Genomic DNA, 14,112 nt, shown 5'->3' on the forward strand with positions numbered 1-14,112 from the left:
ATTCGTTTCCCGGTTGGCATCGACCGAGGGCGATGAATCCATCGCGGGCACTCAAGCGGCAATTTTGCAGCAACCTCGCATTGAAACAGGAACACCATGCAGCGCAGAAATTTGCTTAAAGCTCTTACCGTCGTCGCGGCGTCTGCCGCTTATCTCATTAGCGTCACCGCGCATGCCGATGACAAGGTCATCAAGGTCGGCACCATCAGCGGACCGGACGCGCAAATCTGGCAAGTCGTGCAGAAGGTCGCGAAGCGAGAAGGCCTCAACGTCAAGGTGATCGAGTTCAACGATTACGTTCAGCCGAACGCCGCACTCGATGCTGGCGACCTCGACGCCAACAGCTTCCAGCATCAGCCGTATCTCGACAGTCAGGTGAAGCAGCGCGGCTACAAGATCGTGAATGCGGGACTGACCTATATCTCGCCGCTTGGCGTGTATTCGAAGAAGCTGAAGTCGTTGAGGGATCTGCCGCAAGGCGCGAAGGTCGCGGTGCCGAACGATCCGTCGAACGAAAACCGGGCGCTTCTTTTGCTGCAAGCGCAGGGCGTGATCAAGCTCAAGGCCGGCGCTGGCGTGAACGGAAACAGCGCGACGCCGCTGGATGTCGCCGAGAACCCGAAGAAGGTCAAGCTACTCGAACTCGACGCCGCACAACTGCCGCGCACGCTCGCAGACGTCGATGCCGCCGCCATTAATACGAACTTCGCGCTGGCGGCGGGCTTGCAGCCGACCAAGGACGCTATCGCGCTAGAGGACGTGCACAGCCCTTACGCGAACTTGATTGCCGTCCGCGCCAAGGACAAAGACCAGCCGTGGGTGAAGAAGCTGGTCGCGGCGTATCAGTCCGAAGACGTGCGCCAGTTCATGAAGAGCGAGTTCAAAGGCTCGGTTGTACCTTCGTTCTGATCGAGAACGTACGGTTTGCCAACGGCGTCCCTTGGGACGCCGTTTTGCTGTCCGACGCCTTTGGGACCGAGGGCTATGTCAGCACTCGGTCCACGCAAACATCTCGAAGCATTACCACGCCGATCACGTGCGTATCGCCTTCTTTCACATGGCGCGACGTGACTAAAATGCTCGCTGCCGTCTCTCTTCATCTGAAGCGACACGACGAGCGAGCGAAATCAGCCCTCAGTCCGCATAAACACGCCGAAGCTCGCGATGCCAGATCACACCCGAATCGCCATCCTGCTTCGCCGTGAAGCCAGTGCGTTTGAATAGCGCGCACAGGTCCTCATGCACCATTGGCATCCGGCAGATCACGTTATCGTAGCCCGCGCCATGCGCGAAGTTCGTACAGGCGGATACGAGTTGCACGCCCAAGCCCCGCCGACGCGCGCCCGGTTCGACGAACAACAACTCGATGCGCGCCTCTTTCTCCGACTGCGCGCTTAAGAGCGCCGCGCCGACGCGCGCGGCGCCTTCACGTTCCGCCACCCAGCAAGCGATGCGTGGCGTTCCACTCTGCACGGCGCCGAGAAAACGCGCGACGACTTTCGCCGAATAGGCTTCGTTGGAATGGGCCGCACGGTCGGATGATTCCAGATGCGCGTGACGCTCGACGATCCAGCCGAAGTCGCCACGGCGAGGGCTGCGCAAACGCGTGTTGTGGCCTTCGCCATGATGAGGACTGAGCAGCCGCTCGATGTCGATCATTGCATTGGATAACTGCTCGATCTCGCCGGCTGTGAGCCGACTGAGCAGAGTGGCCGCTTCGGCCGAGACATGCAGGTCGATCTCGTCGACCTTGGCTCGCGCGTCCGCTGTAATGGTGAGCAAATGCGCGCGGCCGTCGGATTCGTTCCTGCCGCGCACAATAAGCCCGAGCTTCTGGAAGTTGGTGAGCAGCCTGCTCAGGTAGCCTGTGTCCAGGCCCAGATTGCGCGATAAGTCGGCTGCGGTGCGTGCGCGATCGTGCGCAAGTTCGTGGAGGATGCGCACCTCCGTTAGGGAAAAGTGGCTTTTGTGAAGCCGCTCGTGCAAGGCGCCCGCATGGCGAGCGAAGAAGCGATTAAAGCGTCTGACGACGTCTACCGCTCGACTCGGATCTGAAGAGCCCATCGACTTTTATCTCTCTCAATAATCAGTTTTATTATTTAATTAGTTGCGATTCCGAACCAATTGCACCATTGTGCCAAAGAAAGAACGATCGTGCTATTGCCAAATAGCCTGATTTTAAGCGCCCGTCGATATGTAGACCATTTTGTAGTTTTGGGCTTGACATGAGGGTAAATCCCGATGGCTGTCGTCTCCAAGTTGTTCAAGTTATTGTTGTTATAAACCATTGATTTTGCGATGTTATTGCCTGTTGGCATCAAGTGACGCAGAAGGTTTGACTGGTATTATGTTGGTTATATAATGGGCTCCAATTCGAGGCCTGCAGGGAACTTCATGAATGGACGCTTACGGGAATTGACGCCCGACGCGTCGAGTCCCACACCGCTGTATCTGCAGCTCGCCACGCGTCTTGCTGCAGCTATTCAGCGCGGCGCCTGGAATGCAGGTGAGACGTTGCCAGCGGAGCGCACGTTGTCGGAAGCGGTCGGGGTTTCGCGTATCACCGCGCGCAAGGCGTTGGCTTTGCTCGTCGAGCGCGGGCTCATTCGGCGAGTACGTGGCGCAGGCAGTTTCATCACGCCGCGCACGCAAGATCCACTGTCGGTGCTGACGGGCTTCACGAAGAAGATGGAACAGCGCGGTTTCGCACCTGACTCGGTGTGGCTCCGGCGTGACGTGCGCGTAGCGAGTCGCGATGAAACCGTCCGTCTCGGGCTGGCGCCGGGCGCATCGGTCGCGAGTCTCGGCAGACTTCGCCGCGCGAACGGCATCGTCATGGCGGTCGAACATTCGGCGTTACCGGTGTCCGTCGTTCCGGAGCCGTTCGAGATCGGCGCGTCGCTGTATTGCTATCTCGAAGCGCGCGGGCAGTCGGTGGTGCGCGCGTTGCAGCACTTTCGTGCGGTCAACGCCGGAGCCGAGATTGCGCGGCTGATGGGCATCGCGCCGCGCGCGGCGCTGCTCGTGATCACCCGTATCGGCTACTCGGCGGAGCAGCGCGCCATCGAACTGACGGACACGTATTGCCGCGACGACTACTACGACTTCGTCGCGGAATTGCATCGATAAAAAGCGGGAAAGCAGAAGTAGCAAGATCAGAACGAGAGGACCCGAAAGCCGCCACCGCACGTTCGCCGGTCACACGGGGCCAGCGAACAGGCCTGCTCGCAGCAAGGCGCGGATGGCACTGAACCTCATCATGCATAGCGCACTTCCAGAGAACTTCATGCTGAAAGGAAACATACTCACGACCGATGGCTGGATCAACGGTTCGCTTCGCTTCGAAAACGGTCGGGTGACGGCGCTGGAAGGTCATATCGCCGATCCCTCCACGAACGACGCGCCGTATATCCTGCCCGGCTTCATCGACCTGCACGTGCATGGCGGCGGCGGGCGCGACATCATGGAAGGCGGCGACGCAGCCGATACCGTCGCGCGGCAACACGCTCAACACGGCACCACGGGCCTGCTCGCCACCACGATGACCGCGCCGCGCGACGAACTCCTGCAAGTTCTCGCGGGCTTGGGCGAGCAGGCGAAGCGCCGTGCCGCAAGCGGCGCGCGCGTGCTCGGCGTGCATCTCGAAGGGCCGTATATCAATCCCGGCAAGCTCGGCGCGCAGCCGGACGCCGCGGCCGTCGCGGTGCGCGATGAAGTGCTCGAATATCTGTCGCTCGCGCCCATTCGCGTCGTGACCATCGCGCCGGAAATCTCCGGGCATCTAGAGATCATTTCCGAACTCGCCTCGCGCGGCGTGCGCGTGCAGCTCGGTCATTCGCTCGGCACTTACGATGACGCCGTCAATGCGCTCAAGCACGGCGCGCGCGGTTTCACGCATCTCTTCAACGCGATGTCGCCGCTGCATCATCGCGATCCGGGCATGGTCGGCGCCGCGCTCGCGCACGCCGAGTACGCGGAACTGATCCCGGATTTGCTGCACGTTCATCCGGGCGCGATTCGCGCCGCGATGCGCGCAATTCCGCGCCTTTACGTCGTTACCGACAGCACCTCGGCGGCCGGCATGCCGGACGGCGAATACCGCCTTGGCAGCCAGCACGTCACCAAGTGCATGGGCGGCGTGCGTCTCGCGGACGGCACGCTCGCCGGCAGCACGCTGACCATGGATCAGGCGCTGCGCAATCTCGTCTCGCTGGGCATTCCGCTCGCGGACGTCTCGAACCGTTTGTCACGCTTTCCCGCCGATTACCTCGGACTCGAAGATCGCGGCCGCATCGCGCGTGGCGCATGGGCCGATCTCGTCGTGCTCGACCGGGAACTCGCGCTGAGCGCCACGTATGTCGAAGGAGAATCAATTGTCGAATATGCTTAACGAAGCCCTGGAGTCCGCCGACGTCGTCGCGGCCCAGCTCGCCGATACCTCGCGCATCGAAGCGCTCGCGGTCAAGCTCGCCGAGCAGCCGCGCCATGTCGCGCTCACCGTTGCGCGCGGCAGTTCGGACCACGCCGCCAGTTATTTCGCAAGCCTGACGATGAGCCGCATCGGCGTGCCGGTTGCTTCGCTGCCCATGTCCGTGGCGACGCTTCAACAAGCACCGCTGCGCGTATCGGGCCAGCTCGCGGTCGCGTTCTCGCAGTCGGGCAAGAGCCCCGATCTCGTCGGCACGATGCAGGCGTTGCGCGATGCAGGCGCGTTCACCGTTGCTGCCGTCAATGTCGCGAACTCCCCGCTGGAAAAGGCGTGCGAGTGGTACCTGCCGCTTTTCGCCGGGCCGGAATTGTCGGTGGCGGCGACCAAGAGCTATATCGCCATGCTGTCGCTCTCGGCCATCGTCGTCGCGCATGTTCAACGCGATACCGAACTGCTCGACGCGCTCGAGTCGTTGCCGGACGCCTTGCGCGCGGCGGGCAAGCTTGACTGGACGCGTGCCGTGAACGAACTCACGAACGTCGATCGCATGATCGTGATCGGCCGTGGTCTCGGTCTCGCTATCGCGCAGGAAGCTGCGCTCAAGCTTAAGGAAACCTCCGGCATTCAGGCGGAAGCGTTCTCCAGCGCCGAAGTGCGTCATGGTCCGATGGAGATCATCGACAAGGACTATCCGCTGCTCGTGTTCGCCCCGCGCGGGCCGGAGCAGGCAGGCTTGATTCAACTGGCGGCCTACATGCGCGCACGCGGCGCACGCGTGCTGCTCGCGGCGCCTGCCGAAGTGCCCGGCGCGGAATTGCCGCTCGTCGCCACTAATCACCCGGCGCTCGATCCGATCGCCGCAATCCTTTCGTTCTATGTGATGGCCGCGGGTCTGGCCGCCGCGCGCGGGCGCAATCCCGACGCGCCGCGCCACCTGAACAAGGTCACCGAAACCCACTAAGCGAGTAAGCCGATGCGTCGCGCCGAGGAGTCACTGTTGAATCATCCCATCGATAACCCGAACGACGTTGTGTTGCTCGCGCCGTTCACCGGCCCCGTCGTCCCGCTCGCCGACGTGCCGGACCCCGTGTTCGCGGAAGGCATGTTCGGCGACGGCATCGGCATCGATCCGCTCGATGGCGTGCTCGTCGCGCCTTGCGACGGGACGGTGACGCATCTGGCGCGCACGCATCACGCGGTCACGTTGCGCACGCCGCACGGGGCGGAAATTCTCGTGCATATCGGCATCGATACGGTCGAATTGGGCGGCCAAGGCTTCGCGCCGATGATCGAGCAGGGCGCAACCGTGCGCGCAGGTCAGCCGCTCATCGAGTTCAATGCGGATTTCGTCGCGCAGCACGCGCCGAGTCTCGTCTCCGTTATTGCCGTCGCCAATGGCGATGCCTTCGAAGTCATTGAGCGTGCCGGTCTCGGCATGTTGAAGGCTGGCGCACGCATGCTCGTGCTGCGCGCGAAAGACGGCGCCAGGGCCGAAAGCGCGCGTTCGAGCGCGAACGTGACGGAAGAAGCGCGCCGCACGTTGACGCTCGGTCACGCGGGCGGTTTGCATGCGCGTCCGGCGGCGCGCGCACGCGAAGCCGCACGCGGTTTCGATGCAAAGGTCGAGATCCGTTATCAAGGCCGCAAGGCGCCGGTGGAAAGCGTCGTAGGGTTGCTGGGTCTCGGCGCGGGCGAAGGCGCGACCGTCGAGCTGCTGGGTATCGGCGCGCAGGCGAAGGAAGCCGTCGAAGCCGTCGCGGCGGAGTTGCTGCGCGCGGGTCAGGGCGAAGTCGAAGAGTCACCGGCACGCGCGAAATCGCCCGCGCCGGTTGTCGCTGCGAGCGCGGTCGCGCAACCGCTCGCGCCGAACACGCTTGCGGGCGTGTGCGCGGCGCCGGGCATCGCGGTCGGCAAACTGGTGCGCTGGGACGACAAGGAAATCGTGCCGCCTGAAGCGGCCACGCAATCGTCGGCGGCGGAAAGCCGTGCACTCGATCGCGCCATCTCGCAAGTCGATGCCGAACTCGACGAAACCGTACGCACCGCATCGCAACGCGGCGCGGTCGGCGAGGCGGGAATCTTCGCGGTGCATCGCGTGTTGCTGGAAGACCCGACGCTCGTCGATGCCGCGCGCGATCTCATCAGCCTCGGCAAGAGCGCGGGCTTCGCGTGGCGCGAGGCGATCCGCGCGCAAATCGCGCTCTTGAACAACGTGAAGGACGAACTGCTCGCCGAACGCGCCGCCGATCTGCGCGATATCGAGAAACGCGTGCTGCGCGCGCTCGGCCACACGAACACCGCCGCGCGCGAAATGCCCGCTGAAGCCGTGCTCGCGGCTGTCGAATTCACGCCTTCCGATTTGTCTTCGCTCGACCGCACGCGCGTGACAGCGCTCGTGATGTCGCGCGGCGGCGCCACGTCGCATGCGGCGATCATCGCGCGACAGGTGGGCATTCCGGCGCTCGTCGCCATCGGCGATGCACTGCACGCGATTCCCGAAGGCACGCAAGTGGTCGTGGACGCGTCGGCGGGACGTATCGAACATGCGCCGACCGAACTCGATGTCGAACGCGCGCGCAACGAACGCGATCGTCTTTTGAACGTGCGCGAGGCGAATCGCAAGATGTCGGGACAGGCCGCGACGACCCGCGACGGCCACGCCGTCGAAATCGCCGCGAACATCGCCACGCTCGAAGATGCGCAAGCCGCTGTCGAAAATGGCGCCGACGCGGTCGGTCTCCTGCGTACCGAATTGCTGTTCATTCATCGTCAGTCGGCGCCCACGCCCGGCGAACATGCGTCGAGCTATCAGGGAATCGTGGATGCGCTGCAGGGCCGCACCGCGATCATTCGCACGCTGGATGTCGGCGCGGATAAGGAAGTCGATTATCTGACGCTGCCGCCCGAGGAAAATCCGGCGCTCGGTCTGCGCGGCATTCGCCTCGCACAAGTGCGGCCCGATCTGCTCGACGATCAACTGCGTGGTCTGCTCGCCGTGAAGCCGCTCGGCGCGGTGCGCATTCTTCTGCCGATGGTCACCGACTCCGGCGAACTGCAACGCCTGCGGGTACGGATCGACGAACTGGCGCGCGAAGCGGGCCGCACGGAACCGATCGAAGTGGGCGTGATGATCGAAGTGCCGTCAGCGGCGCTGCTTGCCGATCAGCTCGCGAAATACGCGGATTTTCTGTCCATCGGCACCAACGACCTCACGCAGTACACGCTCGCGATGGACCGTTGCCAGCCCGATCTCGCCGCGCAGTCCGACGGCCTGCATCCGGCCGTGCTGCGGCTCATCAAGACGGCCGTGCAAGGCGCGCAAAAGCACGGAAAGTGGGTCGGCGTGTGCGGTGCGCTCGGTGGCGATCCGCTCGCGGTGCCGTTGCTGATCGGCCTCGGCGTGACGGAATTGTCGGTCGATCCGGTGGCGGTGCCGGGCATCAAGGCGCGCGTGCGTAATCTCGATTACCAGCTTTGCCGGCAGCGCGCGGAAGACGTGCTCGCGCTCGAATCCGCGCAGGCAGTAAGAGCGGCCAGCCTTGAAATCTGGCCGCAAGACTGACGAACGCAGTAATCCCCAAGCAGCAAAGACAAGACCTATATCTTTTGGAGAACCCCGATGGACGCTAACCCGTTTGCAAAGATGCAGCGCCTGGGCCGAGCCCTGATGCTGCCGATTGCCGTACTACCGGTAGCCGGCCTGCTATTGCGTCTAGGCCAGCCCGATGTCTTCAACATCAAGATGATCGCCGACGCGGGCGACGCCATCTTCACGAACCTGCCGCTTCTGTTCGCCATCGGCGTGGCGGTCGGTTTCGCGAAGGACAACAACGGCACGGCGGGTCTTGCCGGTGCCATCGGCTATCTCATCGAGATCGCCGTAATGAAGGACATCAACGACAAGCTCAACATGGGCGTGTTGTCGGGGATCGTCGCGGGCGTGGTCGCGGGCTATCTGTATAACCGCTACAAGGACATCAAGCTGCCGGAATATCTGGCGTTCTTCGGCGGCAAGCGTTTCGTGCCCATCGTCACGGGGGTCGCGTGTCTCGCGCTCGGCATCATATTCGGCTACATCTGGCAGCCGGTGCAGGCGGCTATCGACCTGGCCGGAACGTGGCTCACCACGGCGGGCGCGCTCGGCACTTTCGTCTTCGGCGTGCTGAACCGCATTCTGCTGGTGACGGGTCTGCATCACATCATCAACTCGCTCGCGTGGTTCGTGTTCGGCTCGTTTACGCCGCCGGATGGTGGCGCGGTCGTTCATGGCGATCTGCACCGCTTCTTTGCCGGCGATAAAACCGCGGGCGGCTTCATGACGGGCTTCTTCCCGATCATGATGTTCGGCCTTCCGGCCGCGTGTCTGGCGATGTTCCACGAAGCGCCGAAAGAGCGCCGCGCGGTCGTCGGCGGCCTGCTGTTTTCGATGGCGCTCACCGCGTTCCTGACGGGCGTGACCGAGCCGATCGAATACAGCTTCATGTTCCTGGCTCCGGTGCTGTACGCGATCCATGCGGTACTTACCGGCGTGTCGCTCGCTATCTGCTCGGCGCTCGGCATTCATCTTGGCTTCACGTTTTCGGCGGGTGCGATCGACTACGTGCTGAACTACGGACTGTCGCAACGCGGCTGGATGGCGATTCCGCTCGGGCTCGTCTACGGCGTGATCTATTACGGCCTGTTCCGCTTCTTCATCCGCAAGTTCAATATGGCGACGCCGGGCCGCGAGCCGGCCACGACCGATGCCGAAACGTCCGCCACGCCGGTTGCAGGCGGCTACGGCACGCCGCTGCCGGGTGCAGCGAACACGCGCGCCGCGAAGTACATTGCGGCGCTGGGCGGCGCGTCGAACCTGACGCTGGTCGATGCCTGCACGACGCGTCTGCGTTTGTCGGTGGCGGATACGGAGAAGGTGTCGGAAGCGCAGTTGAAGAGCATCGGCGCGCGTGGCGTGCTCAAGCGGGGCGCGACGAACGTGCAGGTGATCATCGGACCGGAAGCGGACATCATCGCCGATGAAATTCGCGGTGAACTCGAACATTCGTCGACGCGCGGAGCGACGCCGGCTTCGTCCGCTCCGGCCGCTGCTTCGGTGGCTTCCGCGAACGTCGGCTCCTTCGATCAGACTGCCGGCCCGCTCGATCCCGATCCGCTGCGCTGGCTGGCGGTGTTCGGCGGCGCGACCAATGTCGTCACGCTCGATGCCGTCGCGCAAACGCGACTGCGCGTGGTCGTGCGCGATCCTTCGGCGGTGGATCGTCAGCGCCTGTCGACGCTGGATGTCGCGTGGGTGTCGGCGGATACGTTCCACATCGTCGTGGGCGCGGCCGCGCAGCGTTACGCGGCACAACTCGCGACGCGCGTGCCGGGAAGTGGTGGCGGGGCATCGCCGTTGCCGGCTTGATGCGAGATTCGGTCTGGTTTGATGAACGGCGCTTTCGGGCGCCGTTTTTATAGTGGGCGACGTTTAAGTCACTGCTGCCGTTACGGCACACCTCCGCCTAAAAACAAAAACCCGCTGTCCTTTCGGAACAGCGGGCTTCGAACTTACTTCAGCACCGAACTACGGTCATCGAACTACCGCGATATCACGCGTACTCGGCCAGCGCGGAACGCATCTTCTTCATCGCGCTCGCTTCGATCTGGCGGATACGCTCAGCCGATACGCCGAATTCGTCCGCCAGTTCGTGAAGCGTCATCCCGCCCGAGCCGTCGTCCTGCACTTCGAGCCAGCGCGCTTCGACGATACGGCGGCTACGCGCATCCAGCGATTCCAGCGCGGAAGCCAGACCGTCGCTTTGCAACTTGTCGAACTGACGCGCGGCGATGACATTCGTCGGCTCGCTATGCGAGTCAGCCAGATAGGCGATCGGCGCATAGGCTTCCTCGCCATCTTCCACCTGGCCTTCGAGCGCGATATCTCCGCCCGACAGACGCGTTTCCATCTCGGCGACTTCCTCGCGCTTCACATTCAACTGGCTTGCCAGACCTTCGATTTCCTCCGGTGTGAACGCCGAAGTGCCGGTCTTGTGGCTGCGCAGGTTGAAGAACAGCTTGCGTTGCGCCTTGGTCGTCGCGACCTTCACCATGCGCCAGTTGCGCAGGATGTACTCGTGAATCTCCGCCTTGATCCAGTGCATGGCGTACGACACGAGGCGTACGTTTTGTTCGGGATCGAAGCGCTTGACGGCCTTCATCAGACCGATATTGCCTTCTTGGATCAGGTCCGCGTGCGGCAGACCATAACCCAGGTAATTCCGGGCGATGGACACGACGAGGCGCAGGTGCGAAAGCACCAGTTGCCGCGCCGCATTCAGGTTGCCCTGTTCGCGGAATTCGGTGGCGTACTGACGCTCCTCTGCTTGCGAAAGCATTGGAATGCGGTTCACCGCTTGTATGTATGAATCAATGTTGCCGATCTGGCCGGTCAACATGGACGATTGTGCGTACGTCAGCGCGCCTGCCGAAGTTGCCTTGGCAGGTGCCGAGCTAAGAACATTCGGAAGGGTCATCGCATTGGACACGCTCATAAGCTCCTTATCAACAAATGCCTGTTGCCGCAAAGGCGCGGCAAGTCAGACATGATATTAGCACTCCGCTTCAACGAGTGCTAAGTGTTAGAGGGGAAACGAATGTGAGAGTTCCCACAAAGCTATCAACTTTGTGGATTCATAGCCGAGCACTGTATTCGAATCGTACCATTATTACCGATTCGTCACGTGCGATAGAATTAGTTACCTTACTTTGACGTAAGGAAGACAGGATATTCAAGCAAATAGGCTAATGGCAATCATTCGTGCAATTATGAGACGATGAATCTACAATGCGCGAAGCCCGCTTGGCGGCTCGACTCGTCAATCCCACAGATGGGGTGTCCATGCAGAAAAATAAAGGCCCTTGGCGTCATCTGTTGTCCCATGGCGCAATTGCCCTGTTACTAGGAGTCACGTCGGCGGCAGCGCATGCCGACCGCTTTGGTTTGCAAATCGCGGGCGGCGTGGCCGATCGCGACATCAAAAAGGCGGATCTCGGCTTCGTATGGGACCCGAATCTGACCTGGTGGGAAATCGGCGGCTTCCATTTCACCTTGCTCGGCGAAGGTCACGTTGCCTACTGGCACTCGCAGGAAAGCAACGCCGTGCACCCGAACATCTGGGAATTCGGTGTGACGCCGGTTCTGCGCTTCGTGAAGAGTTCGGGATATATCCGGCCGTTCATTGAAGCGGGCGTCGGCGTGCGGCTTCTGTCGCATACGCGAATCACGACGGATTTCACGGTGTCGTCCGCGTTCCAGTTCGCGGATATGGTCGGCGTCGGTGCGATCTTCGGCGAGAAGCAGAACTATCAGGCGGGCTTCCGGTTTCAGCATCTGTCGAACGCCAGTATCAAAGAGCCGAATCCTGGTATAAATTTCAGCCAGCTATATCTGCAATACAACTTCTGACGGGGCGCCGGCGCATCGGTTTCTCGACACAAGGGGAACCGACAGATGCCGGCAAAATCCATGGAGGCCATTCGAGGCCTCGAGCGCGATCGCTTCCGGGCGATGGTCGACAGCGACGGCCCGGCTCTGGATGCGCTTCTGGCCGAGAACGTCAGCTACGTTCACACGAACGGCAAGCGCGAGACGAAGCGCCAGTTCATCGACGCGATCACCGCTGGTCGACGCCGCTATCGGCAGATCGAGATCCAGTCGCAGGACGTGATCGTCGCCGGCAAGGACACGTGCCTCGTCTCGGGACGGGCGCTGATCGAGATGGAATCGAAGAACGGCGCGCTGCTGTTTCCCATTGCCTACACCGCGGTTCACGTTCAGACCGACGGACAATGGCTGCTGCTAGCCTTGCAGGCGACGCGCGTGGCGCTGGAGTAGCCGCCGCGCGCGACGTCGAGGCCTCAAGCCTCGACCGCTTCGTCTTGCCGCTCTGCCTGACGGCCCAAGGGTTTCGACCGATTCACCGCACTGACGACCGCATCCACGACAGCCAACGCCGGATTCGCGTGCACCGCGACGCCGAAGCGCAACGGCTCGTCGCCGACGCGGCAGCCTACGAAGACGGCCGTATCGCCGCTCGCCGTTACCGCCGTTTCGAACCAGCTCACGTTTCCCGATACATCGAAACACGCCGCCACGGCTTGCGCGTAGACATCGCCGCTCGTCGCGCCTGACGCCGGCGGCACCGCGACGTTGCGCCCGAACACGGAGAGCGTCGCCGCATCGACGCGCGCGACCACGCCGCCCGCGTCGAAATATTCCTGCTTGAAGAGTGTGCAGATTGCGTCACCGGTGACTTCCTCGCCTGAGGTGTCCGCGAGTCTTTGCACGGCGTGGCTGAACTCGATCTGCACGCGGCGCGGCGGCGTGAAGCCGAGCCCGCGTTCGAGCAGATAAGTCGCGCCACCCTTGCCGGACTGGCTGTTCACGCGGATCACGGCGTCGTAGCTGCGACCGAGATCGGCGGGATCGATCGGCAAATACGGCACTTCCCAGACCGTGCCCGGCTGACGCTGCGCAAAACCCTTGCGGATGGCGTCCTGATGCGAGCCCGAAAACGCCGTAAAAACGAGATCGCCCGCATACGGATGACGCGGATGCACCGGCAACTGATTGCAGCGCTCGACGACGCGACGCACCGAGTCGATATCGGAGAAATCGAGGCCCGGATCGACGCCCTGCGTGTAGAGATTGAGCGCAAGCGTGACGAGATCGACGTTGCCCGTGCGCTCGCCGTTGCCGAAAAGACAACCTTCGACGCGTTCCGCGCCCGCGAGCACCGCGAGCTCCGCGGCCGCGACCGCCGTCCCGCGATCGTTATGCGGATGCACCGAAAGCACGATGCTGTCGCGATAACCGAGATTGCGGTCCATCCATTCGACCTGATCGGCGAATACGTTCGGCGTCGCGGCTTCCACCGTGGCCGGCAAATTGACGATCATCTTGTGATCGGGCGTCGGACGCCACATTTGCGCGACGGCGTCGCAGACTTCACGCGCGAACGGCAACTCCGTCATGCTGAAGGTCTCGGGCGAGTACTGGTAGGTCCAGCGCGTCTGCGGCCGTGCATCGGCGCATTCCTTGATGATGCGCGTGCCTTCCACCGCCAGCGCCTTAACTTCTTCCTGCGACTGATTGAACACGATGCGCCGGAACGATGGCGCGATCGCGTTGTACAAGTGCACGATCACCTTGCTCGCGCCCTCCGCTGCCTCGAACGTGCGCTCGATCAATTCGCGGCGCGATTGCACCAGCACTTCGATCGTCACGTCGTCCGGGATGCGCTTCTCGTCGATCAGCTTGCGCACGAAATCGAAATCCGTCTGCGATGCCGACGGAAACCCCACCTCGATTTCCTTGAAGCCCGTTGCCACCAGCATCTCGAAGAATTCGAGCTTTGCGGCGATGCTCATCGGCTCGATGAGCGACTGGTTGCCGTCGCGCAGATCGGTGCTCATCCAGATGGGCGCTTTTTCGATCGTGCGGTTCGGCCAGCGGCGGCCATTCAGGCGGACTTGCGGAAACGGGCGGTATTTCTCGGCGGGGTTCGGCATCATGATCGTCGATCTCTCTTCGGACAGTTTGCGTAGCGTCTGCAAGAGATGCCTTCACCGGCGGCTGGCCGGCAATGGCGCGATGCACGTGAGACAGCGCCTGGCGAGCGTACACGTTGCGTCCCGGCGATGGT

General features: G+C 62.6%; 11 protein-coding genes. 8 read left to right on the forward strand and 3 right to left on the reverse strand.

Going from position 1 to position 14,112, the window contains the following annotated elements; translation table 11 throughout:
• Positions 1-96 precede the first annotated feature (96 nt).
• Positions 97-909: a MetQ/NlpA family ABC transporter substrate-binding protein gene (locus NCR40_RS00990; protein ID WP_250508519.1), complete on the forward strand. Its 813-nt coding sequence runs from the start codon at positions 97-99 to the stop codon at positions 907-909.
• A 225-nt stretch (positions 910-1,134) separates the two neighbouring features.
• Here NCR40_RS00990 and NCR40_RS00995 read toward each other — a convergent pair whose 3' ends face one another.
• Entirely contained in the window at positions 1,135-2,064 is a 930-nt protein-coding gene (locus tag NCR40_RS00995; protein WP_284502947.1) for a bifunctional helix-turn-helix transcriptional regulator/GNAT family N-acetyltransferase, read from the reverse strand.
• 330 nt (positions 2,065-2,394) lie between these two features.
• Between NCR40_RS00995 and NCR40_RS01000 the strand changes: the two genes are divergently transcribed.
• From NCR40_RS01000 to nagE, 5 genes are all read left to right on the forward strand, one after another.
• Entirely contained in the window at positions 2,395-3,129 is a 735-nt protein-coding gene (locus NCR40_RS01000) for a GntR family transcriptional regulator (protein WP_250508520.1), read from the forward strand.
• Between the two features lie 157 nt (positions 3,130-3,286).
• A complete protein-coding gene (nagA, locus tag NCR40_RS01005; RefSeq protein WP_244826893.1) occupies positions 3,287-4,390 on the forward strand; it encodes an N-acetylglucosamine-6-phosphate deacetylase in 1,104 nt (367 codons plus the stop codon).
• Positions 4,383-5,390 carry an SIS domain-containing protein gene (locus tag NCR40_RS01010; RefSeq protein WP_250508739.1) on the forward strand — a complete coding sequence of 336 codons (1,008 nt, stop codon included), beginning with the start codon at positions 4,383-4,385 and terminating at the stop codon, positions 5,388-5,390. Before nagA ends, NCR40_RS01010 begins: the two co-directional genes overlap by 8 nt.
• 12 nt (positions 5,391-5,402) lie before the next feature.
• On the forward strand, positions 5,403-7,991 hold the full coding sequence (gene ptsP, locus NCR40_RS01015; protein WP_250508521.1) for a phosphoenolpyruvate--protein phosphotransferase: 2,589 nt from the start codon (positions 5,403-5,405) through the stop codon (positions 7,989-7,991).
• A 57-nt stretch (positions 7,992-8,048) separates the two neighbouring features.
• Complete coding sequence (gene nagE, locus NCR40_RS01020) at positions 8,049-9,833, forward strand: N-acetylglucosamine-specific PTS transporter subunit IIBC (protein WP_250508522.1); 1,785 nt, start codon at positions 8,049-8,051, stop codon at positions 9,831-9,833.
• A 184-nt stretch (positions 9,834-10,017) separates the two neighbouring features.
• On the opposite strand, the gene rpoH is transcribed toward nagE, so the two are convergent.
• A complete protein-coding gene (gene rpoH, locus NCR40_RS01025) occupies positions 10,018-10,953 on the reverse strand; it encodes an RNA polymerase sigma factor RpoH (protein ID WP_244827955.1) in 936 nt (311 codons plus the stop codon).
• A 353-nt stretch (positions 10,954-11,306) separates the two neighbouring features.
• On the opposite strand from rpoH, the gene NCR40_RS01030 reads away from it, so the two are divergent.
• Complete coding sequence (locus tag NCR40_RS01030) at positions 11,307-11,873, forward strand: acyloxyacyl hydrolase (protein ID WP_284502949.1); 567 nt, start codon at positions 11,307-11,309, stop codon at positions 11,871-11,873.
• Positions 11,874-11,918: 45 nt separating this feature from the next.
• The gene (locus NCR40_RS01035; RefSeq protein WP_250508523.1) at positions 11,919-12,302 is read left to right on the forward strand and encodes a nuclear transport factor 2 family protein; all 384 of its coding nucleotides are present in this window, start codon (positions 11,919-11,921) and stop codon (positions 12,300-12,302) included.
• Between the two features lie 23 nt (positions 12,303-12,325).
• Here NCR40_RS01035 and leuA read toward each other — a convergent pair whose 3' ends face one another.
• Complete coding sequence (leuA, locus tag NCR40_RS01040) at positions 12,326-13,981, reverse strand: 2-isopropylmalate synthase (protein WP_250508524.1); 1,656 nt, start codon at positions 13,979-13,981, stop codon at positions 12,326-12,328.
• Between the last annotated feature and the right edge of the window lie 131 nt (positions 13,982-14,112).

Source organism: Caballeronia sp. GACF4 (assembly GCF_023631025.1).
Lineage (GTDB): Bacteria > Pseudomonadota > Gammaproteobacteria > Burkholderiales > Burkholderiaceae > Caballeronia.